Origin of the sequence: Rhodococcus sp. Q (assembly GCF_005503035.1) — a bacterium.
Classification (GTDB): domain Bacteria; phylum Actinomycetota; class Actinomycetes; order Mycobacteriales; family Mycobacteriaceae; genus Rhodococcus_G.
Genome location: NZ_SCOY01000003.1, coordinates 38859 through 60106, shown reverse-complemented (window position 1 = coordinate 60106; position 21248 = coordinate 38859). Strand labels below are relative to the sequence as shown.

General features: G+C 68.3%; 19 protein-coding genes. 10 read left to right on the top strand and 9 right to left on the bottom strand.

The window, feature by feature from the left end:
• The 7 genes from FFS72_RS04410 to FFS72_RS04380 all read left to right on the top strand — a co-directional run bounded on the left by FFS72_RS04410 (window position 1) and on the right by FFS72_RS04380 (window position 9122).
• Entirely contained in the window at window positions 1-930 is a 930-nt protein-coding gene (locus FFS72_RS04410) for a winged helix-turn-helix transcriptional regulator (protein WP_137872816.1), read from the top strand.
• Window positions 931-1124: 194 nt separating this feature from the next.
• Window positions 1125-2786, top strand: a complete 1662-nt coding sequence (locus FFS72_RS04405) for an aldehyde dehydrogenase family protein (RefSeq protein WP_137872815.1) — start codon at window positions 1125-1127, stop codon at window positions 2784-2786.
• Between the two features lie 2 nt (window positions 2787-2788).
• Window positions 2789-3985, top strand: coding sequence for a thiolase family protein (locus tag FFS72_RS04400; protein WP_137872814.1), 1197 nt, complete (start codon window positions 2789-2791; stop codon window positions 3983-3985).
• Window positions 3986-4026: 41 nt separating this feature from the next.
• Complete coding sequence (locus FFS72_RS04395) at window positions 4027-5766, top strand: class I adenylate-forming enzyme family protein (protein WP_137872813.1); 1740 nt, start codon at window positions 4027-4029, stop codon at window positions 5764-5766.
• 2 nt (window positions 5767-5768) lie between these two features.
• Window positions 5769-6296, top strand: coding sequence for a PaaI family thioesterase (locus tag FFS72_RS04390; RefSeq protein ID WP_137872812.1), 528 nt, complete (start codon window positions 5769-5771; stop codon window positions 6294-6296).
• Window positions 6297-6298: 2 nt separating this feature from the next.
• Window positions 6299-7780, top strand: coding sequence for a carotenoid oxygenase family protein (locus FFS72_RS04385; protein ID WP_137872811.1), 1482 nt, complete (start codon window positions 6299-6301; stop codon window positions 7778-7780).
• A gap of 103 nt (window positions 7781-7883) precedes the next feature.
• On the top strand, window positions 7884-9122 hold the full coding sequence (locus FFS72_RS04380) for an acetyl-CoA acetyltransferase (protein WP_137872810.1): 1239 nt from the start codon (window positions 7884-7886) through the stop codon (window positions 9120-9122).
• Between the two features lie 144 nt (window positions 9123-9266).
• Here FFS72_RS04380 and FFS72_RS04375 read toward each other — a convergent pair whose 3' ends face one another.
• The 5 genes from FFS72_RS04375 to FFS72_RS04355 form a co-directional block, all read right to left on the bottom strand.
• A complete protein-coding gene (locus FFS72_RS04375) occupies window positions 9267-10874 on the bottom strand; it encodes an AMP-binding protein (protein WP_137872809.1) in 1608 nt (535 codons plus the stop codon).
• Window positions 10875-11042: 168 nt separating this feature from the next.
• Window positions 11043-11720, bottom strand: a complete 678-nt coding sequence (locus FFS72_RS04370) for a TetR/AcrR family transcriptional regulator (RefSeq protein WP_502704077.1) — start codon at window positions 11718-11720, stop codon at window positions 11043-11045.
• A 114-nt stretch (window positions 11721-11834) separates the two neighbouring features.
• On the bottom strand, window positions 11835-13217 hold the full coding sequence (locus FFS72_RS04365; protein ID WP_349303984.1) for a phosphotransferase family protein: 1383 nt from the start codon (window positions 13215-13217) through the stop codon (window positions 11835-11837).
• Complete coding sequence (locus tag FFS72_RS04360; RefSeq protein WP_171018560.1) at window positions 13208-14392, bottom strand: acyl-CoA dehydrogenase family protein; 1185 nt, start codon at window positions 14390-14392, stop codon at window positions 13208-13210. Before FFS72_RS04360 ends, FFS72_RS04365 begins: the two co-directional genes overlap by 10 nt.
• Window positions 14389-14799 carry a nuclear transport factor 2 family protein gene (locus FFS72_RS04355; RefSeq protein ID WP_249353119.1) on the bottom strand — a complete coding sequence of 137 codons (411 nt, stop codon included), beginning with the start codon at window positions 14797-14799 and terminating at the stop codon, window positions 14389-14391. Before FFS72_RS04355 ends, FFS72_RS04360 begins: the two co-directional genes overlap by 4 nt.
• An 84-nt stretch (window positions 14800-14883) precedes the next feature.
• On the opposite strand from FFS72_RS04355, the gene FFS72_RS04350 reads away from it, so the two are divergent.
• The 3 genes from FFS72_RS04350 to FFS72_RS04340 are packed head-to-tail and all read left to right on the top strand — an operon-like array spanning window position 14884 to window position 17631.
• Window positions 14884-15450: a VOC family protein gene (locus tag FFS72_RS04350; protein WP_137872806.1), complete on the top strand. Its 567-nt coding sequence runs from the start codon at window positions 14884-14886 to the stop codon at window positions 15448-15450.
• 19 nt (window positions 15451-15469) lie between these two features.
• Window positions 15470-16108, top strand: a complete 639-nt coding sequence (locus FFS72_RS04345; protein ID WP_137872805.1) for a carboxymuconolactone decarboxylase family protein — start codon at window positions 15470-15472, stop codon at window positions 16106-16108.
• A gap of 5 nt (window positions 16109-16113) precedes the next feature.
• Window positions 16114-17631 (top strand): acyl-CoA synthetase, encoded by a 1518-nt coding sequence (locus FFS72_RS04340; RefSeq protein ID WP_137872804.1) that lies wholly within the window; start codon window positions 16114-16116, stop codon window positions 17629-17631.
• Between the two features lie 150 nt (window positions 17632-17781).
• On the opposite strand, the gene FFS72_RS04335 is transcribed toward FFS72_RS04340, so the two are convergent.
• The 4 genes from FFS72_RS04335 to FFS72_RS04320 are packed head-to-tail and all read right to left on the bottom strand — an operon-like array spanning window position 17782 to window position 21245.
• Window positions 17782-18846, bottom strand: a complete 1065-nt coding sequence (locus tag FFS72_RS04335) for a branched-chain amino acid ABC transporter permease (RefSeq protein WP_137872803.1) — start codon at window positions 18844-18846, stop codon at window positions 17782-17784.
• A complete protein-coding gene (locus tag FFS72_RS04330; RefSeq protein WP_050066327.1) occupies window positions 18843-19727 on the bottom strand; it encodes a branched-chain amino acid ABC transporter permease in 885 nt (294 codons plus the stop codon). Before FFS72_RS04330 ends, FFS72_RS04335 begins: the two co-directional genes overlap by 4 nt.
• A gap of 16 nt (window positions 19728-19743) precedes the next feature.
• Complete coding sequence (locus tag FFS72_RS04325) at window positions 19744-20451, bottom strand: ABC transporter ATP-binding protein (protein ID WP_137872802.1); 708 nt, start codon at window positions 20449-20451, stop codon at window positions 19744-19746.
• Window positions 20448-21245: an ABC transporter ATP-binding protein gene (locus tag FFS72_RS04320; RefSeq protein ID WP_249353118.1), complete on the bottom strand. Its 798-nt coding sequence runs from the start codon at window positions 21243-21245 to the stop codon at window positions 20448-20450. Before FFS72_RS04320 ends, FFS72_RS04325 begins: the two co-directional genes overlap by 4 nt.
• Between the last annotated feature and the right edge of the window lie 3 nt (window positions 21246-21248).

The window sequence follows — 21248 nt, the reverse complement described above, 5'->3', positions numbered from 1 at the left end:
GTGGCCGAATCCGAGGCCGCCGCACCTCAGGGCCCGGTCGCGCAGACCGTCGATCTGCTCGGCGACCGCCTCACCCTCGCCATCCTGCGCGAGGCGTTCGTCGATCACCTACGCCGCTTCAGTCAGTGGATCGACCGGACCGGCGCCCCGCCCGCGATGCTGACGGCACGCCTGAACGCGCTGGTCGAGGCCGGCGTGATGGAGCGCCGACCACAGGACAACGGCCACGACCGCCACGACTACCACCTGACCGAGCTCGGGCTGGCGACCTGGGAGATCCTGGCCAGTGTCTGGACCTGGCAGCGCGAGTGGTCCCCGGAGGGGCAGCTGCAACCCGAGTTGATCCACGTCGACTGCGGCCACCGCGGACCGCCTGCGCTGATGTGCCTGCACTGCGGCGCCGCCGTCGGCCCGCGCGACGCGCACCTCGAACTGGACCGCGAATCACTGGTGCTCGCGACGGGGAGCGGGCGGCGGCGATCGACCCGCAATTCCCCGTCCGTGAGCCGGGCCGATCTGCAGTTCACCGAAGTCATGGAGGCGATCGGGGACCGCTGGAGCGCGCTGGTCACCGGCGTGGCGCTGACCGGCGTCCGCCGATTCGGCGAGTTCCAGTCGATCCTGAAGATCTCGCCGACGACCCTCACCGAACGGCTGGGACGGCTCTCCGAGGTGCAGATCCTCACCCGCAGCGAACACGGCAACGGCCGCGAGTACGTGTTGACGCCGCGCGGTCGGGCCCTGTTCCCGATCTTCGCGTTCCTGTTGTCCTGGACGCAGGTCGCACACCCCGATGCGCTCCCCCTCGGCCCGCAGATCCGCCACCGCGCCTGCGACTCCTGGCTGCTCCCGGCGCTGCAATGTCGCGGGTGTGAGGCAACGCTCGAGCGCACCTCCGTGCACTTCGAGCCCCTCCCGTTCCACGCGTAGCCTCCGCGCCGGCCTCAGCAGTTCCCACCCGCGAGCGGTCCGACACAGTCGACCGTTGACAACCAGCATGTGTCCTGCTTCACTTCATTAACAGTAGTTGTTTCGGTCAAAGCGGACGAGCATCCCTCACACCGGCGTCTCCCCCGCCGCCCGACCTACTCGCCACAGATCTGCTCACACAGGAACGAGCGCGAATGTTCTTCGAAACCCATCTCGATCTTCTCCAGGCCGCGGCCGAGGCCAACCGCACCCGCGCGGCGTGGACCGGGTACGCATCCATCACCCCACCCGACGCCGCACAGTCCGACGCCATCGTCGGCGCCTACGACGGTGCCACTCTGCGGCTTTCGTCTCCCACCGAATCGGTCGTCACCGCCGACGAGGTCTCCCCGTACACCGGGAAGGCACTCAACGTCAGCTACGGCGCCCCGTCCGCGGACGAGGCACTGGTCGGTGCGGCGGCCGCCGCCACGGCGCTCCGGGATGCGGACATCGAACGTCGGATCGGCGTGTGCCTCGAGGCGCTGCACCGAATCCACCTCCGCGGCCAGGAGTTTGCGGCCGTCACCGCGCACACCACCGGACAGAGCCTGAACATGGCGTGCAGCGGTAGCGGGACCAACGCGCTCGACCGCGGTCTGGAAGCCGTCGCGATGGCCTGGGCCGCGATGACACGGGTACCCGAGAACGTCACCTGGCAGCAGAGATTCGGCAAGTCGGACGTCACGCTGCGGAAGCGGTTCCGTACCCGGCCGATCGGCACCGCACTCGTCGTGGCCTGCGCCTCGTTCCCCGCGTGGAACGCCTACCCGGCGATCCTCGCGAACCTCGCGACCGGCAACCCGGTCCTCGTCAAGCCGCACCCCCGATCGGTGCTCGCCACCGCACTCGCGGTAGAGGTGATCCGCGAGGTGCTGGCCGAGGCGCAGCTGCCCGCCGACGCCGTCCAGCTCGTCGTCGACACCGTCGACGCCCCCATCGCCGGCGAGCTCGCCACCAGTCCCGAGGTGCGGATCGTCGACTTCACCGGCAGCCCCACATTCGGATCGTGGCTCGAACGCAACGTCCCGAACACCCTGGTGTTCACCGAAACCGCGGGCGTCAACACCGTCATCGTCGATTCCGTGACGGATCTGTCCGCGGCGATGCGCACCCTGGCAGGCGGGCTCTCGCTCTTCAGCGGGCAGATGTGCACGACACCCCAGAACATCTACATCCCGGATGCGGGCGTGGACACGGACAATGGCGTGGTCTCGCGAGACGACGTCGTCGCGGCCCTGCTGTCGGCGATCGACGATCTCGCCGGAGCCCCCCGCCGGGCCGGAGCGGTGTGTGGCGCAGTGCAATCCGAGGCGACGCTGCAGTCGATCACCGCGCTCGCCGACGCTGCCGAGGCAGACGGGACCCTGGTCCGCAGGCCGGTACCGTACGCCCATCCGGACTATCCCCAGGCCCGGGCCGTGACCCCGCTGGTCGTTCGGGTCGATCCGCGTCGAGGTTCGACGCCGCCCGACGGTGAACAGTTCGGCCCGGTCGCGTTCCTGATCGACTGCGCCGACGTCACGTCCGCGGTGCAGCACGCGACGGCGAGCATCCGCAGCCACGGCGCCATCAGTTCGTACTTCTACTGCACCGACGACGCCGTCGTCGACACGGTCGCCGACGCCTACGCCGACGCCGGGGCCTCCCTGTCCGCGAACCTCGTGTCCTCGATGCCGATGCAGTTCGCCGCCGCCTACAGCGACTACCACGTCACCGGCCTCAACCCGGCAGGCAACGCAACCCTGACGGACGAATCCTTCGTCGCCGGACGCTTCCGGATCGTGCAGGACCGCCGCCAGATCGAAGGGAAGTGACCATGTCCCAGTTCTCGTCCCGCGTCTACGTCTACGACGCCGTCCGCACTCCGAAGGCCCGCGTCCGGCGTCAGGGCGGCACGCTCGCCGACGTTCCCTCGCACGAACTGCTCGCTCAACTGCTCACCGCACTACAGGAGCGCGGGCTCCCCACCGATGCGGTCGACGACGTCATCGTCGGGACCAGTACTGCCTTCGGAGAACAGGGCGGAAACGTCGCCCGTGCCGGTGTGCTGTGGGCGGGCTGGCCGGACCACGTCGGCGCCGGGGTGGTCTCGCGACTGTGCTGTTCCGGGCTGGAGGCGATCGAGTCCGCCACGGCGAAGGTGGCCTCCGGCATCGCCGACATCGTCGCGGCGGGCGGTGTCGAGTCGATGTCACGGGTCCCGATGCTCGCGGACCGGCCGGCGTTCACCGCCGACGAGGAACTCGGCGACCGCACCGGCTACGTCACCATCGGCGTCTCCGCCGACCTCCTGGCAGCGCAATACGGCTTGACCCGAACCGATCTCGACGCGTACGCGGTCACCTCACACCAGCGCGCCGCCGCCGCGCAGCCGTCCGCGTCGATGATCCCGGTCCACGTCGACGGCACCACCGTCCTCGCGTCGGACGAGGGAGCCCGCCCGGGTACCACCCTCGAATCGCTCGCCGAGCTCGCCCCGCTCTTCGGCGAGGATCCGTCGTGGGACAGGGTGGCGACGCGTCTGCCCACCATCGAGCGTCCGGACGGCGGACTGCACACCGCGGCCACCGCCCCGCAGATGGCGGACGGCGCTTCGATGGCGGTCTTCGGTTCGTCCGCCGCGCGCAACGTGATCGGCCGTGAGCCGATCGCCGAGGTCGTGGGCGTTGCGCAGACGGCCGTGCGTTCGCCCCTGCTCACCGCGGGAGTCGACGCGTCCAGGCGCGCACTCGCGAACGCGGGAATCACCACCGGGCAGCTCGACGTGATCGAGGCGAACGAATCGTTCGCGGCCTCCGCCCTGGTGATGACCCGCGAGTTGGAGCTCGACCCGAGCAAGGTCAACCCGCTCGGCGGTTCGCTCGCCACCGGCCACCCGCTCGGTGCGAGCGGCGGCGCGCTCCTCGTCAACGCCCTCGATCGACTCTCCCAGGTGGACGGCGAATACGCCCTCGTGACCATCCCGGCGGCGCTCGGGCTCGGCGCCGCCGTGGTCGTCCGCCGACTCCGCTGACCGCACGACCCCACTCCCAGACCGCTGAACGTAAGGACGCCATGACCACCCTCCCGGACGGCCACGCCGCCAACCGTTTACGCCCGTGCCATCCCGACGACCGCGTCGCCGAGTTCCTCGAACACCAGTGGTGGTCGCCGCTGACCGTGCTGGACCTCCTCGACAACCAGGTCCGGACCAGGGGCGACGCCCCGGCGATCACCGATCCGCCGAACCTGCCCGCACTGTGCGGGCGCGAGCCGGAGGCGTTCACGTGGCGGGAACTCGACGCCCGCGTGGACGAGCTCGCCGCCACTCTCCACGCATCGGGAATCGGCCCGGGCGACGTCGTGGCGGTGCTCCTGCCGAACTCGGCCGCACTGAGCGCAACCTACTTCGCGTTGTGGCGTCTGGGTGCGATCGCGTCCCCGATGCCGGCCTCGTACCGACGGCACGAACTGACTCGCATCGTCGAATCCTCCTCGGCCGTCGCGGTTGTCACCGTCAACTCCCTCGGCGACCGCACACCGTCCGAGGAGGCGCTCGGCCTGATCGGCGAGGTGCCCTCGCTGCGGACCGTGTTCACCTTCGGTGGACCCGCGACGAACGGCGGGGTGCCGCTGGACTCGACGCCCGCCACCGCCGACGAACTCGACACCGTGCGTCGCGCCTACTCCGCCCTGCCCCGCTCGGTGAACGACTGCATCACCGTCTGCTGGACCAGCGGCACCGAGGCCGCACCGAAGGGTGTTCCGCGCTGCCACGGTGACTGGATGGCGGTCGGGCAGGCCGTGCAGGACGGCCTGGAGACCGACGAGACGTCCGTCATGCTCAACCCGTTCCCGATGGTCAACATGGCCGGGTTCGCGACATCGCTGCTGCCGTGGCTGCTCGGCGGCGGGCACCTGATCCACCACCATCCGCTGGACATGGCTGTCTACCTCGATCAGCTCCAGCGCCATCGGGTCACCCACACGAGCATGCCGCCCGCGATTCTCACGATGCTGTTGCAACGCGAGGACATTCGGAACGCGCACGACCTGTCCGCGCTGCGCCGGGTGGGTTCGGGCGGTGCGCCGTTGCCTCCCGGCGTGGTGCGCGACTGGCAGTACTCGCTCGGCGTCGAGGTGCTCAACTTCTTCGGCTCCAACGAGGGAGTGTGTCTGCTCGGCGCGCCGTCGGACACTCCCGACCCGTTGGTGCGCGCCGAGTACCTGCCGAACTACGGCGCACGCACCCGGTCGTGGGCGACCTCCGTTGCCGAACGTACCTCTGTTCGTCTGGTGGACCTGGCCACCGGCCTGGAGGTCACCGAGGTCGGCGGACGCGGCGAACTCCGCCTCAAGGGGCCGACGATCTTCGCCGGCTACCTGGAGGGGACGGCGGAGTCCAGCTCGTTCGACGAGGACGGATACCTGTGCAGCGGAGACATCTTCGAGCTGTGCGGCGATGACGGCGAATACCTCAAGTTCGTCGACCGGAGCAAGGAGATCATCATCCGCGGCGGGATGAACATCGCGCCGGCCGAGATCGAGGGCATCCTCATCGATCACCCGGCCGTCGCCGATGTGGCGGTCGTCGGCTACGACGACGAGATTCTCGGCGAGAAGTGCTGTGCGGTAGTGGTTCCCGCGGAGGGAGGCGACGTCGCACTCGACGACCTCGTCGAGTACCTGCGCGCCAAGGAGGTCGCGTCGTTCAAGCTGCCCGAACGACTCGTCACGGTCGAGAACCTTCCCCGAAACCCGGTCGGCAAGCTGCAGCGTCGCGAGATCCGCGGCGAGGTCGCGAAGGTCGGCTGACCATGGGAACAGTCGATGGCGCCGGACCTCCGGTCGGCAAGCCCCGAGAGACACCCACCGGGTCCGGCGGTCGGCTCGCCGACGAGTTGACCGCGATGTTCGAGGGCCGCTTCCCCGGCCTGATCGGGATGCGCGTCCTGGAGGCGTCGGGGACCGCGGTCACCGGTGAGCTGACGGTTCGCGAGGAGTTGCAGGCTCCGAACGGGTACCTGCACGCGGCCACCGTCGTGGCGCTGGCCGACACGATGTGCGGTGTCGGCGCCCGACTGTCCCTGCCTTCCGGGGCGTCCGGGTTCACGACACTCGAACTCAAGACCAACTATCTCGGCACCGCGCGGTCCGGAACGGTCACCGCGCAGGCCACGCTCGTCCACGGCGGACGCCGCACCCAGGTGTGGGACGCCACCGTGCGCGACGGCGCAGGGACGGCGATCGCACTCTTCCGGTGCACCCAGATGATCCTCTACCCCTCCGCACCGCAACAGAATTCGTCCACTCCACCCAACCTCACCACTTTCGAAGCGGAGTAGTCATGACATCCACTCAGCCCGGTGCGAACAGCGACCTCGTCGCCGTCGCGCGCCCGGTCGACGCCACCGACGAGAATCCCTACACCCTCGGGGTGTTCGCGCCGATCGCCGACGAATTGACCCTGGACGATCTCACCGTCATCGGCGAGATCCCCAAGGACCTCAACGGCGTGTACCTCCGCAACGGCCCGAACCGTCAGTTCGAGGCCCCTGGCCGCTACCACATGTTCGACGGCGACGGCATGATCCACGCGGCCCACTTCGAGAACGGGAAGGTGCGCTACACCAACCGGTACGTGCGAACCAAGGCCTTCCACGAGGAGTCCGAGGCCGGCCGCGCCCTGTGGACGGGACTCATGGAGAACCCCGCGGGCAATCCGTGGGGCAACGGCCACGGCCTCGGGATCAAGGATTCCGCGAACACCGATGTCATCTACCACCGCGGCGAGATCCTGGCGACGTGGTACCTGTGCGGTACTCCGTACAGCGTGGATCCGCTGTCTCTGGAAACGCTGGGCGCACAGGACTTCCTGGGTACCTTCGCCGGCGACATGATGGCCCATCCGAAGGTCGACGAGGCCACCGGTGAACTGATCTGGTTCGACTACGGGCCCGACCAGGATTTCCTGCGCTACGGCATCATCGGCGCCGACGGCACGCAGACACACCTCACACAGATCGACCTGCCGGGTCCTCGACTCCCGCACGACATCGGGATCACCGAGAACTACTCGATCCTCATGGACCTGCCGCTGGTGCAGGACCACGACGCGCGCCGGGCAGGCAAGTACCGGATCTTCTACGACCAGGAACTCCCCGCTCGTTTCGCCGTCGTCCCCCGCCACGGCAACGGCAGCGACGTCCGGTGGTTCGACGTGAAACCCTGCTACATCTACCACGTCGTCAATTCGTGGGAAGAGGGCGACGAGATCGTCATGGACGTGTGCCGGGTCAAGAACCCCCAGCACCAGACGACGTTCGCCTCGCCGCTGTCGAACATGCTCGCGTACATGCGACTCGACGCACAGCTCTACCGGTACCGCCTCAACCTGCGCACCGGCGCGACCATCGAGTCCGCGCTCGACGACGCCAACATCGAGTTCCCGAGCGTGGATTCGCGGATCATGGGTCGCTCGCACCGGTACTCGTACAACATGAGCCTCGCCAACGAGCCGACACTGCTCTTCGACGGCATCGTCCGGTTCGACTCGCAGTCCGGCACGAAGGAAGAGCACAAGTTCGGTTCCGGGCGTTGGGGTTCGGAGGCGCCGTTCGCGCCCCGCGACGGATCCACGGGTGAGACCGACGGCTACCTGGTGTGCTTCGTCAACGACGAGGCCGAGGATCGCGGCGAGATCAACATCTTCGATGCCGCGGATGTCGCCGCCGGACCCGTCGCCCGGGTGCTGCTGCCGCGTCGTGTGCCGTCCGGCTTCCACGCCACGTGGGTGCGCGCAGAGCAGCTGGCCGAAGCCCGCGGCTAGGAACCGAGAGGCTCCCGGGCAATGCGGTCCGAGAACCGTGTCGCCCGGGCGCCTTTCGCGGCGTCTGCCCACCTCCCGAATCCGTCACATCAAGGAGAATCAGATGACGAACCCCGTCTACGTGCTCGGAGGAGCGCAGACAGACTTCGCCAGGAACTGGTCGAAGGAGGGGCTGGGGCTGGTCGACATGATCGCCGAGACCGTGCCTGCCGCCCTCTCGAACGCGCAGGTCGACGATCACGAGGTCGGTGTCGTTCACGTCAGCAACCTCGCCGGCGAACTCTTCGCGGGACAGGCCCAGCTCGGCGGCATGGTCGTTGCGGCCGTGCCCGGACTCGACGGCCTGCCCAGCACGCGACACGAGGCTGCCTGCGCCTCCGGCAGCACGGCGATCCTCGCCGCCTGCGCCGACATCGAGTCCGGCCGCTACGACGTCGCACTGGTGGTCGGCGTCGAGTTGATGCGCAACGTGTCCGCGCAGACGGCCGCGGAGTACCTGGGCACCGCGGCGTGGGCCGGACGGGAGGCGCTCGACGTCACCTACCCGTGGCCCGCGCTCTTCGCCGACATCGCGCAGGAGTACGAGCGGCGTTACGGTCTCGACCACGCACACCTCGGACGTTTCGCGGAGATCGCGTTCGACAACGGATCCCGCAACAGCTGTGCGCAGACCCGGGACTGGGAGTTCCCGGCGGGTTCCTTCGACGAGGACGACGACGTGAACCCCGTCGTGGAGGGGATGCTCCGCAAGACCGACTGCGGTCGGATCACCGACGGTGCCGCGGTCGTGGTCCTGGCCGGTCCGAAGTTCGCGCGGGAATGGGCACAGCGGACCGGCGCCGACCTCGATCAGGAGGCGACCATCGCCGGGTTCGGTCACCGCACCGCGACCCTGCTGCTGGCGGACAAGATCGCACAGAGCGCAGACAGCGACTTCCTGTTCCCGCATCTCCGCGGCGCCGTCGAGGACGCCTATCTGCGCGCAGGGGTCGCCGGGGTGGACGACCTCGACGTTGCCGAGATCCACGACTGCTTCACCATCAACGGTCTGGTGACGCTCGAGCACATCGGGTTGGCAGACCCGGGGAAGGGCGGCGAGGTCGTCATGGACGGCTCCATCGAGCGCGGTGGACGTCTGCCGGTGAACCCCAGCGGCGGACTGATGTCGCACGGACATCCGGTGGGCGCCACCGGCATCCGGATGGTGCTGGATGCCGCACGGCAGGTCACCGGGCGAGCCGGAGACCAGCAGGTCGAGGGCGCCCGGCGCGCCCTCACCGTGAACATCGGTGGTTCGTTCACGACCGCGGTCGCCACGGTGGTCGTCCGAGGTACCCGGTAGCCGCAGATACGGGGTACCCGACCGACCAAGATCGAGGCCTGTGGCCCGGACCCCTCGACCGTGGCCGTCGCCACGGTCGAGGGGTCCGGGCCACGTCGGCGCCGGGGTTCGACCCGACGTCGCCGCCCGCGACGCGCCGCCGGACTACTCGGATGCCACCGACGTCGCCCACCGATAGTCGGCCTTGCCTGCCGGGGTCCGCTTGACCTCGTCCACGACCACGACCGAACGCGGGATCTTGTATCCGGCGAGGGACTTTCGGCAGTGCTCCTGAACCTCGTCGAGGGTGAGCTCGTCGGTCCCGGGGTAGGTCGCGACGACCGCCGCGACCTGCTGGCCCATGCGGGGGTCGGGAATCGGCACGACGAGCGCGTCGGAGATCGACGGGTGCGCGTGCAGTGCGGCCTCGACCTCCTCGGCGAAGACCTTCTCGCCACCGGTGTTGATGCACTGCGAGCCGCGTCCGAGGAACACGATGGTGCCGTCCGCTTCGACTCGGCCCATGTCGCCGAGCACCGAGATCCGGACTCCGTCGGCGCGCGTCGGGAAGGTGCGCGCCGTCTTCTCCTCGTCCTTGTAGTAGCCGAGCGGGATGTTGCCGATCCGGGCGATGTAGCCGATGTCGTCGGAGCCTGCGGGAAGCTGCTCGAACTGCTCGTCGACGACGATCATGTTCGCCGAGGGCGGCATTCGCAGGTTGCCTGCCTCGTCGACGGTGAATGCGCCGTCGTTGCCCGATTCGGACGCACCGAAGTTGTCGCGCAGCAACAGGTCCGGCTTCACCGCGAGCATTCGGTCCCGGACGCTGGTCGACCAGATCGCGCCGCCGGACGTGATCGAGAACAGCGAGCTCATGTCGACGTCGCCCTGGCGGCGTTCCATCTCGTCGACCAGGGGCAGGCCCATGCCGTCACCGACGATGAGGATCACCTGCACCCGGTCCTGCTCGATCGACTCGACGACCTTGGCCGGGTTGAAGTCCCGGCGCAGCACGACCCGCGCGCCGAGCGTGAAGAAGGTGAACAGCGAGTAGAGCGCGGCGCCGTGCATGATCGGTGCCGCGATGAGGAAGGCGAAGTCGGGGAACTCCTTCGCGGCGGCGGCGACCTCGGCGAGGTCCTGTCGCGGCTCGTCGCCGTAGGGGTTGCCGCCGGAGAGCGGCTTGCGGAAGAAGTCGTCCTGGCGCCACATGACGCCCTTCGGGTACCCGGTCGTGCCGCCGGTGTACAGGACGTACAGGTCGTCGCCGGAGCGTGCCTCGAACTCGCGGGTGGCAGGCCGGTTGCGGGTGTCGGCGAAGTCGACGAGGGCGACGCCCCGGCCGGCGGCGGCGCTGCGCAGTTCGTCGGCGACCTCGCCGACCACGAAGACGGTCCGGATCAGCGGGCAGGCCTCGAGCAGCCCCGCGAGGGTCACCTGGTGCTCGGTCAGTTCGACGACGACGGCGACGGAGTCGGAGTTGGTGAAGATGTACTCCAGTTCCGCCTGCGTGTACCGGTAGTTGACGTTGATCGGCACGGCACGGATCTTGATCAAGCCGAGGATGCTCGTGACGTGCTCGAGGCTGTTCTTCAGGAACAGGGCGACGTGGTCGCCGGTGGTGACGCCCGACTCCGCCAGCAGCGACGCCGTCCGGTTCGCCTCGGCGTCCAGCGCGGCGTACGAGAAGTTCTCCCCCTCGTAGCTCAACGCGATGCGATCGGGCACCGCGGAGGCGACCGTTTCGAAGACGTCCGCAAGGTTGAACTGCATCGGATTCCTTTCGTCGGCCCACTCGTACGAGGAGGTCCGTACAACCTAGAACAGGTTCCATCAGCGGACAAGCAAAACGAACCAACTAGTTTGGTTCGTGCGCTGTCGCGCCACCTCACCGACGGCACGAGTCAGTGCCGCGCGCCCGTCAACGGGGGTTGCCCGTGATCAGTGCTCCGACGACGAATGTTCCTGCCCGACACCGGCATCGCCGCCCCGGTCCAGGCCGAGGGCTCCGATGCACATCTGGTCCAGCGTGTCGAGCAGACCTTCCTCGTCCGCTTCGTCGCCTTGAACCAGCCACAGATAGAGGGTGTGGTCGGTCATCGCCGCCAAGGCCCGCGCGGCCATCACCGGGTCGAGGGACGCCTTCGCCTGGCCCTGTTCCTGCCAGCGCGCGATGGCCTTGGACGTCCGCTCGATCAGTTGCCGACGGTGCTCGTGGCGCAGTTCGCGGAACTCGGCGTTGAAGGTCGCGACCTGCTCGACGATGGCCATCAGCTTCGCGTTGCGCCGATACGCCTGGTAGTACAGCCGGTTCGTCGCGACCAGCCTGGCAGCGGGCGACAGGCCGGGGTCGAGGGGTTCACGGCGATGCACGTCGTCGAACAGTCGCGTGCTCAACTCCTTGAACACGTCTTCCTTCGACTCGAAGTAGCGGTAGAAGGTTCCGTACGAGACGGACGCTTCCTGCGCGATCTGCTCCACCCGAGTGTCGAGGAATCCGACCTCCTCGAAGACCGTGCGTGCCGCGTCCAGCAAGCTGTCCCGAGTCTTTCGACCCCGTGCGGTCAGGGCGTCGACGGGCGGCGTCGCGGAGGGCGTACTGGCCGGTGGCTTGCTCACCATGAAAGTGTGAGCCAACTTGACATGACTGTCAAGTCAGGTTGATGCTTCCCGTGAAACACTCGTCCCCTCCAGCCTAGACAACGCTGGAGGGGACGAGGCCGAACGGAAAACTCAGTCGCGCGATGCCGGGAGCAGATGCCGGGGGTTCGCCACGCCCAGTCGCGCGAGCACCGCGGTCGAGATCGGCCGACTCACGGCGGGGTCGGTGTACGCGAGGGAGCCGGCGCGGATCTTCCCCGCCAGCTCGGCTTCGGACCCGCACCCGACGGCCGCGAGCAGATCCCGCAGGTCGCCCGTGCGGTCCTCGGCGCCGAGTTCCCGGCCCGCCATGCCCAGCAGGTTGACGCAGATCCGGAGCAGGTACCGCTCCCGGTCGTGCGCGCCGTCGAGTACGGGCGCGACGTCGTCGCGCAGCGTGCCGGCGACGAGGTCGAGGATCTCCGACAGACTCGGGCGATCGTGCAGCGACGGACCGGGCGTCGTCTCCCCCGGCGGCACTTCGGTGCCGTCGAGCAGTCCCAGGATCAGCAGGAGGTCGTACTCGGACTCGCACACCCGACGCCCGATCGCGGCCAACTCGATCGAGTCCTCGGAACCGCCCAGGTGCCGCTGCGCCTGGAACCGGCTCAGCACCAGCCACCGCAGCGTTCCGTAGGTCTCCCACCAGTGCAGTTCGGCGTCGGACGGCCGGGTTCCCGTGGCACGTTCGTAGCCGTCGAGCAACTGTTCCCTGGTACCGATGCCCGCGACCGGCGGCTGCGCACCGAACCTCCAGGCACGGACGCAGAGCCAGCCGAGGTCCTCGATCGGATCACCCAGGTGCGCGAGTTCCCAGTCCAGGACTCCGCGAATCCCGGCTCCGTCGACGAGGACGTTGCCGAGCCGGAAGTCTCCGTGCACCAACGAGTCCGGGCGCTTGGCGGGCCGGTTCTCCCTGAGCCATCGAAGCCCGACCTCGACCGCGGGACGGGGATCGTCGAGGTCCCGATACACGGACTCGAGCGCGTCGAGCGGGTCGCCTGCGTCGAGAATTCCGAGGGTGTCGACGTCGGCGCGGTGGATCGACCCCAGTACGAAGCCCATGTCCTCGGCGAGATGCGTTCGTACCTCGGCGAGTTCGGGGTCCCGCTGCAGTTTGCGTGGGATCGACTCGCCCTCGACCATGTCCATCACCAGGTAGGGGGCGTCGATGCCCGGCGCGGTGTCCCCGGACGCGAGCAGCGCGGGCACCGGAACCCCGGCTGCGGCGGCCGCGCGCAGACAGGCCGCCTCGGCCCGCATCCGCTCGGCGTCGCCGTGCCCGGGCGGATCCCGACGCAGCACGACCGCGAGTGACTGCCCGTCCGCGTCGCGGGCCTCCGCTGCCCACACCTGACGACTCGCCCCACCGGTCAGCTGCCGGGGCTCGGAGACGGTCATCGCGGTGCCGCGAGACTCGCTGAGCACCAATCCGATTCCGTCACCGAGGCTGACGGCACCCTCGTTCACAGCCACGGCGCGGCACCCGGGTCACGCAGCAGCCGGCGCGCGGTCGACATGCGGTGCACCTCGTCCGGACCGTCGTAGATGCGCGCGTACCGAGCCTGCCGGTACATCCGCTCGAGCGGGGTGTCGGAGGTCAGGCCCAGCGCGCCGTGCACCTGGATGGCGCGGTCGACGACGTCGTGCAGCATCCGCGCGCCCCAGAACTTCACCAGCCCGATCTGGATGCGGGCGTCCGCGCCGGAATCCATCGTGCGAGCGGCATCGAGGGTCATCAGCCGGGCCGCATGGATCTGCGCCGCGGATTCCGCGATGTACCGGTGGATCTCGCCCTTCTCGGCGAGCAGGGACCCGTGGACGTACCGGGTGTTCGCGCGCTCGCACATCAGCTCGTACGCGCGCTGAGCCTGACCGAGCCAGCGCATGCCGTGGAAGATGCGGCCCGGCCCGAGCCGGTCCTGCGCGACGACGAAGCCCTTGCCACGCTCGCCGAGAAGGTTCGCGGCAGGCACCCGGACATCGGTGAGGAGGACCTCGTAGTGGTCGCTGGGGTCGTGACCCATGGTCGGAATCGACCGGACGATCTCGAAACCGGGCGTGTCGGTCGGCACGATGATCGCGCTGATCCGGGAGTGCCGCGGCGTCGACTCGGGCTCGGTGCGGGCGAACACCGTGCAGTAGCCTGCGTCGGCGACACCCGTGGTGAACCACTTGTGCCCGTTGATGACCCAGGTGTCACCGTCGAGTTCCGCGCGGGTCTCGATGAGCGTGGGATCGGAGCCCGCCGCGTCCGGCTCGGTCAGACCGACGGAGGGCAGGAACTCGCCCGAGAGGATCGGCGGGATCCAACGCCGCTTCTGCTCATCGGTGCCGTGCTTGTGCAGCATGATGGTGTCCTGCATGGACACCGAACCGACTGCCAGCTGGCCGAATTCGGATCGGCCGATGACCTCGTTGAGGTAGACGAAGTCCAGGAACGGCACTCCGCCGCCACCCACGTCGGCGGGGTGCCCGAGCGCCCACAGTCCGAGTTCCTTCGCCCGCGAGCGCAGCTGTCCGAGCAGTTCGTGGGCGGCCGCGTCCTCCTTCGCGAGGACGGGCTCCGCCGGAATCACCTCGTCGTCGATGAACGCGCGCATCCGGGCGCACAGGTCGGCGATGGCGCCTTCGGGGTGGTTCACGGTCATGGGTGCCTCCTTGTGGCAGCAAGTTGCAGGGGCCGGGTGGCGGCCGAGTCGACGTACTCGTCGATGCGGGCGATCACCCCGTTCTCGACGCGCACGAACAGGCTCGCAGGCACCTCGATCGGGCCGTGGCCCGGAAGGCTCGCGCGCAGGACGTGCTGTTGCGCGAATCCGTCGGGGAGCAGGTGACGCCGGATGTCCTCGTATCGGAAGTCCTCGAGGGTTCGACCGAGCCAGCGGAGGGTGCGGAGGTTCTCCGCGACCGTCTGCTCCCGCCCGTCGTCGTTGTGCCAGATGCGCGCGTCCGGCGAGTACAGCTCGGTGAGGGCCGCCTCGTCACCGCTGCACACGGCAGCGAAGAAGCGATCTGCGAGGTCGCCGAAGCCGGTATTGACAGATGACGTGGTCACAGTGAGACTATCCAAGAACATGACATGACTGTCAAGTCACGTAATGGCCCCTCACTCGGGCAGTCGTTCCACGAAAGGTTCGCCATGAACACCACCAACCCGAAGTTCGAGTTCCGCGGCATCAACCACCTCGCGCTCGTGTGCTCGGACATGCAGCGCACCATCGACTTCTACTCGGGCACCCTCGGAATGCCGCTGGTCAAGACCCTCGACCTGCCCGACAACCTCGGCCAGCACTTCTTCTTCGACTGCGGCGGCGGAAACACGTTGGCGTTCTTCTGGCTGGCCGACGCACCGGACGGGGTTCCCGGAATCTCCGCGCCCGCGGGACTGCCCGGCCGCGAGGAGCTCACCAGCGCGGTCGGCTCGATGAATCACGTCGCGCTTGCCGTCCCGCCGGAGAAGTTCGACGAGTACCGCAAGGCGCTCAAGGCCGAGGGCGTACCGCTGAGCATCGTCCTCAACCACGACGACAGCCCGGAGGGTGCGTCACGGGAGGTTCACGCAGGCACCTTCGTCCGGTCGTTCTACTTCCAGGACCCCGACGGCGTCCTTCTGGAATTCGCCTGCTGGACACGCGAGTTCACCGACGCCGATGTGTCGCACCAGCCGAAGACCGCCGCCGACCGCAACGTTCCCAGCGCTTCCTGACAGCCCGAAAGGACCAGCAATGCCCCGACTTCGTGAGGTCCCCCGTGCCGAGGTGACCGACGAGAAGATCCTCTTCTTCTACGACCGGCTCTTCGGCCCCGACAAGGACCCCGCCGTCGATCACGGCACCATCCACGCCACCCCCGGCGACTGGTGGACGGTGTTCGCCCAGTCCTCCGACGTGTTCCGCCACGCCGTACGAGGATTCGCCCTCTACCGCAACGCCGACCTCGACCCGCTTCTGCGCGAACTCGGCCAGGGCCGCGCGGGGTACGCGCGCGGTAGCCAGTTCGTCTTCTCCCAGCACTGCAAGCAGATGCGTTCGCTCGGCATGAGCGAGGAGAAGATCGCCGCCGTCCCGCACTGGCAGGTCAGCGACCAGTTCTCGGAACTCGAACGCGCCGTCCTCGCCTACACGGACGGACTCGTCTACGACGGCGGCCGCGTTCCCGACGCGGTGTTCTCCGTCCTGCAGGCGAACCTGTCGGACAAGCAGATCATGGAACTGACGTACATCACGTGCATGTACGACATGCACGCCACCATCTGCCGCGCACTGAAGCTCGAGTTCGACGATCGCCCCGAACTCATCGAAGAGGTCCAGGTCCCCGAGGGCGTCGTCGTCGCCGACCTGTCCGCGGACCTGTCCGGCGAGTAGCGGTCGTGTTTCCTGGCACCCACAGCGTCGTCACCCCGGACAAGGCCGCTGTCGTCATGGCATCGACCGGGGCGACCATCACCTACGCCGAGTTGGAGGAACGATCCGCGCGTTTCGCGCGCTGGCTGTTCGAGGCCGGACTGCGGCGCGGTGACCACATTGCCGTGCTGTGCGACAACGATCCGACGCTCTTCGAATTGTACTGGGGCGCCATGCGTTGCGGCCTCTACGTCACGACCGCCAACCATCACGGCACCGTCGACGACATCGCCTACGTGGTTGCAGACTCCGACGCGAAGGTGCTCGTGGTGTCGGCGGCGTTGACCGAGCTCGCCGCCGACCTGGCCGGGCACCTCCCCGCGGACTGCCTGCGGCTGGCCTTCGGTGGCCCGGTCAGCGGATACGACTCCTACGCGGACGCGGTGGGCTCGGTGTCGGCGGAGCCGCTGCCGGATCAGCCTGCCGGGGCGGACATGGTGTACTCGTCCGGGACCACTGGCCGACCGAAGGGCATCAAGTCACCGCTCCCCGACCGGCAGATTCACGAGGCGCCCGGACTCCCGGCCACCCCCATCGTCGAGAAGTACTACGGATTCGACGTCGACACCGTCTACCTCTCACCGGCACCGATCTACCACGCCGCGCCGCTGCGTTACAGCACGGCGACCCAGTCGCTCGGCGGCACCGTGGTGCTGATGGACCGGTTCGACGCGGGCGACGCCCTCGCGGCGATCGAGCGGTACTCGGTAACGCACTCGCAGTGGGTGCCCACCCACTTCATCCGGATGCTCAAGCTGCCGGAGGAGGAGCGTGGCCGGTACGACCTGAGTTCACTGCGGGTCGCCGTCCACGCCGCTGCTCCCTGCCCGGTCGAGGTCAAGGAAGCGATGCTCGACTGGTGGGGTGACGTGCTCTACGAGTACTACAGCTGCTCGGAGACCAATGGCTCCACACTGATCGACAGCGCAGAGTGGCGTCGCAAGCCGGGTAGCGTCGGCCGCAGCGCACAGGGCATCGCCCACATCTGCGGGGACGACGGCAGCGAGCTGGGGCCGGGTGAGGTCGGGCTGCTCTACTTCGAACGCGACGACTGGAGCTTCGAGTACCACAATGATCCCGTCAAGACCGCCGACACCCGGCATCCCGACCGTCCGACATGGACGACGGTCGGCGACGTCGGCTACCTCGATGAGGACGGCTACCTGTTCCTCACCGACCGGGCGACGTTCATGATCATCTCGGGTGGCGTCAACATCTACCCGCAACAGATCGAGAACTGTCTCAGCGTGCACCCCGCGATCCTGGACGTCGCGGTGATCGGCGTCCCTGATCCGGAGATGGGGCAGTCCGTGCACGCGGTCGTGCAACTGGTCCCGGGCACCGATCCGTCGGACGACCTCGCACAGGACATCATCGACTTCGCGCGTAGTCGACTCGCCCGCTACACGTGCCCGCGGTCGGTGCAGTTCGTCGACGCACTCCCCCGCACCGAGACCGGCAAGCTGGCCAAGCACCGGCTGTAACGCCGGCCGCACGCGAGAACGAACCCCGGTCGCGCCGATCCCCCAGTCCTCTGGAGGATCGGCGCGGCCGCTGTCTAATAGGGGGCCCAACAAGAACGACCAAGGTCTCCCGTCGTGACATCACGACGGGAGACCTTGGTGGCGGGTCGATCAGGACGCGGCGACCATCTCCCGAGGGTCCCCTTCCGCTGCGGAAGAGATCCGGGAATCCTTGCGCCGACCGGGGATTCGGGCAATGACTGGACCGAGACCCCACCGGACGAGGCTGATCAGCCCGTACGGAAGCACGAAGATGAACAGGATCAGCGCGGCGCCGTAGGTGATCCCTGCCGCCGACTGGTTGATGTCGGCCGTGAACTGCGGCACGTACACCACGAAGAAGGCACCGAACACGACACCGGGCACGGTGCCGAGGCCGCCGACGACGATCAGGGTGATGAACGCGATCGCCAGCGGAAGGCCGAACGCCTCCGGACCCACGTACTGGACCACGAGGCTGTAGAGCACACCGCCGACACCCGCGAGCGCCGCACTGAGAGCGAACACCGTCGTCTTCGTGCGGGTGGCGGGGACACCGAGCGTGGTCGCGACCGCCTCGTAGTCGCGAATCGCGATGAGCGAACGCCCGATTCGCCCGGTCGAGAGCCGGCGCACCACCACGTACCCCACGACGGCGGTCGCCAGGCACAGGTAGTACACCCACTGGTCACGCTCGAGCCCGGTGAACTCCGGTGCCTGCGCACCGGTGACGTTGATACCGGCCTGCCCGTCGGTGACGTGCTCGAACCGTTTGATCACCGCGGGCGTCACGAGCGCGAGACCCAGTGTGGCGAGCGCCAACTGGAGTCCGTGGAGTCGCAGCGCGGGCAGTCCGAACAGGTAGCCGACGCCGTAACAGACGACGAAGGCGATCGGGAACAGCAGCAGGTAGGGCACGCCGTGGTTCTCGATCAGCACGGCACTCAGGTAGGCCCCGACCGCGAAGAAGAAGCCGTGCCCGAGCGAGATCTGCCCGGTGTTGCCGGTCAGCAGGTTCAACCCGAGCCCGACGACGACGTACACGAGCACCATGGACCGGTCGAAGTTGACGTACGGCGCGGACACCAGTGGCGCCGCCGCCGCGACGAGCAGCACGACGGCCACCGCGGTCCGGGACAGCCAGCGCGGCGCGTCGAGCTCCGCGCGGGGTTGGCGCAGCAGTTCCAGGATTCTCATACCCTCACGACCTTTCGTGCACCGAAGAGGCCCTCGGGCTTGAAGAGCAGGACGCCGAGGATCAGGGCCAGCGCCACCGCCTGTTTGAAGTCGTGCCCGATCCACGAGATGTACGTGCCCGCCAGGTTTTCCGCGATGCCGACGATCAGACCACCGATGAGTGCCCCGACCGGGCTGTCCAGCCCGCCGAGCACTGCCGCCGCGAACGCGTAGATCAGCGACGCGACGAGCATGTTCGGCTGGAGGAGCAGCTGCGGAGCCGCGAGCGATGCCGCGAGTGCCCCGATCGCGGCGGCCAGTCCCCACCCGATGGTGAGCATCCGTCCGACCGGGATACCGATCAGCTGTGCCGAGTCCGGATTGCCCGCCGCCGCTCGCATCGCGAGTCCGGTCCTGGTCCGTTGGAACAGCCAGAAGAGCAGGACCGCGACGACCACGACCGCGGCCACGATCACCAGTGACTGTCGGGAGATCGCCACCGGTCCGAGGGTGACGACGGATCCCGACACCGCGGTCGGGAAGGGCTTGCTCTGCACGCCCCAGATCCATCCGGCCGCACTGTTGAGCACGAGCATCAGGCCGAGTGTGATGATGACCAGCGGCATGTGGTTCGGGGACGACGCCAACGGTCGGATCAGCACGCGTTCGGTCACCGCACCACCGGCGAACGCCACGACCATCGCACCGAGGATGGCGAGGTACAGCGGCGCACCCCACTGGTGGAACTGCCACGCGAAGAACGCCGAGAACATCGCCATCTCGCCCTGGGCGAAGTTCACGATCCCGGACGCCCGGTAGACGAGGACGATGCTCAGCGCGAACGCGCCGTACAGCGCACCCCAGGTCAGCCCGTCCACCAACTGTTGAAGAAATACCTGCATTGCCTGACTCCTGTGCTCAGTATCCGAGGTAGGCGCGTCGCACCGACTCGTCGTGTGCGAGGTCGACCGCGGGACGCTGGGACACGATCCGGCCCGAGTCGACGAGCACCGCCGACGTACCGATCTCGAGGGCCAGATGCGCGTTCTGCTCGACGACGAGAATCGTTGTCCCGGTGTCCTCTTTGATGCGGCCGAGCGCGGCGAACACCTCCTGGGTGATGCGCGGCGCGAGCCCGAGGGACGGCTCGTCGAGCAGGAGCAGTCGCGGCTGGGCAACGAGTGCGCGGGCGATCGCGAGCATCTGCTGTTCGCCGCCGCTGAGTCCCGACGCCAACTGGCGTCGACGTTCCCGTAGCCGCGGGAAGAAGTCGTACCACTGCTCGACCGCCCGCCCGGTGGCCGCGGACGTGGTGGCGTAGCCACCGATCAGCAGGTTCTCCTCCACGGTGAGATCCCCGAACGTGCCACGCCCCTGAGGGACGTGCGCCACCCCGAGGCGAGCGATCCGGTCGGTGCGCATTCCGGCGATGTCACGGCCGTCGAACGTGATCCGCCCGCTCGTCCGCACCATCCCGCAGATCGACCGCAGGATCGTCGTCTTGCCCGCGCCGTTCGCGCCGAGGACCACGGTCACCTCGCCTTCGGGCACCTGGAAGTCGATGCCGTGCAGCACTTCCGCGCTGCCATAGCGGGCGTGAACCCCCTCGAGTGTCAGCAGGTTCATGCGGCACCTCCCAGGTACGCCTCGACGACCTCCGGATGGACCGCGACCTCGGCGGGAACACCCTCGGTCACCTTCTCGCCGAAGTTCAGGACGACGACCCGGTCGGAAATCGACATCACCATCGCCATGTGGTGCTCGACCAGCAGGACCGAGAACCCGCGCTCGTCGCGTAGTCGCCGGACGGTCTCCGCGAGTTCGAGAACCTCCTCGTGGATCAACCCGTTCGCCGGCTCGTCGAGCATCAGCAGACGCGGACGCTGCATCAGTGCCCGCGCCAACTCGATTCGCTTGAGGGTCCCGTAGGGCAGGGTGCCCGCGGGTTCGCGTCCCACCGACGCGAGATTCATCGAGTCGAGCAGCGCCCAGGCGTCCTCACGCTCCTGCCGTTCCTCCCGCGAGGTCCGGGGCAGGCCGAGGGCACTGCCCAGGAACCCCGACCGTGTGCGCGAGTACGCGCCGGTGAGCACGTTGTCGACCACCGTCATCGTGGGGAACAGGCCGATGTTCTGGAAGGTCCGGGCGATTCCGACATCGGCGACACCGTCCGCCGACAGGGCCAGAAGATCGATGTCCCCGAAGGTGATCCGCCCCGAGTCCGGCTGATACAGCCTGCTGATGCAGTTGAACATCGTCGTCTTGCCCGCGCCGTTCGGTCCGATCAGCCCAACGATCTGCCCGGGCTCGATCGCGAACGACGGCCCGTTCAGCGCGACGACGCCACCGAACCGGAGCGTGACGTCCTCCACCCGCAGGGTGGGTACCTCACCGGCACCGGCCGCGCTCGTGTCCCGCACCGC

What these genes read in the sequence shown, in the direction of transcription:
- FFS72_RS04395 (WP_137872813.1), top strand. Translation starts at nt 4,027, where the DNA reads ATGACCACCCTCCCGGACGGCCACGCCGCCAACCGTTTACGCCCGTGC.
- FFS72_RS04380 (WP_137872810.1), top strand. Translation starts at nt 7,884, where the DNA reads ATGACGAACCCCGTCTACGTGCTCGGAGGAGCGCAGACAGACTTCGCC.
- FFS72_RS04360 (WP_171018560.1), bottom strand. Translation starts at nt 14,392, where the DNA reads ATGACCGTGAACCACCCCGAAGGCGCCATCGCCGACCTGTGCGCCCGG.
- FFS72_RS04345 (WP_137872805.1), top strand. Translation starts at nt 15,470, where the DNA reads ATGCCCCGACTTCGTGAGGTCCCCCGTGCCGAGGTGACCGACGAGAAG.
- FFS72_RS04325 (WP_137872802.1), bottom strand. Translation starts at nt 20,451, where the DNA reads ATGAACCTGCTGACACTCGAGGGGGTTCACGCCCGCTATGGCAGCGCG.
- FFS72_RS04350 (WP_137872806.1), top strand. Translation starts at nt 14,884, where the DNA reads ATGAACACCACCAACCCGAAGTTCGAGTTCCGCGGCATCAACCACCTC.
- FFS72_RS04390 (WP_137872812.1), top strand. Translation starts at nt 5,769, where the DNA reads ATGGGAACAGTCGATGGCGCCGGACCTCCGGTCGGCAAGCCCCGAGAG.
- FFS72_RS04335 (WP_137872803.1), bottom strand. Translation starts at nt 18,846, where the DNA reads ATGAGAATCCTGGAACTGCTGCGCCAACCCCGCGCGGAGCTCGACGCG.
- FFS72_RS04405 (WP_137872815.1), top strand. Translation starts at nt 1,125, where the DNA reads ATGTTCTTCGAAACCCATCTCGATCTTCTCCAGGCCGCGGCCGAGGCC.
- FFS72_RS04375 (WP_137872809.1), bottom strand. Translation starts at nt 10,874, where the DNA reads ATGCAGTTCAACCTTGCGGACGTCTTCGAAACGGTCGCCTCCGCGGTG.
- FFS72_RS04385 (WP_137872811.1), top strand. Translation starts at nt 6,299, where the DNA reads ATGACATCCACTCAGCCCGGTGCGAACAGCGACCTCGTCGCCGTCGCG.
- FFS72_RS04400 (WP_137872814.1), top strand. Translation starts at nt 2,789, where the DNA reads ATGTCCCAGTTCTCGTCCCGCGTCTACGTCTACGACGCCGTCCGCACT.
- FFS72_RS04330 (WP_050066327.1), bottom strand. Translation starts at nt 19,727, where the DNA reads ATGCAGGTATTTCTTCAACAGTTGGTGGACGGGCTGACCTGGGGTGCG.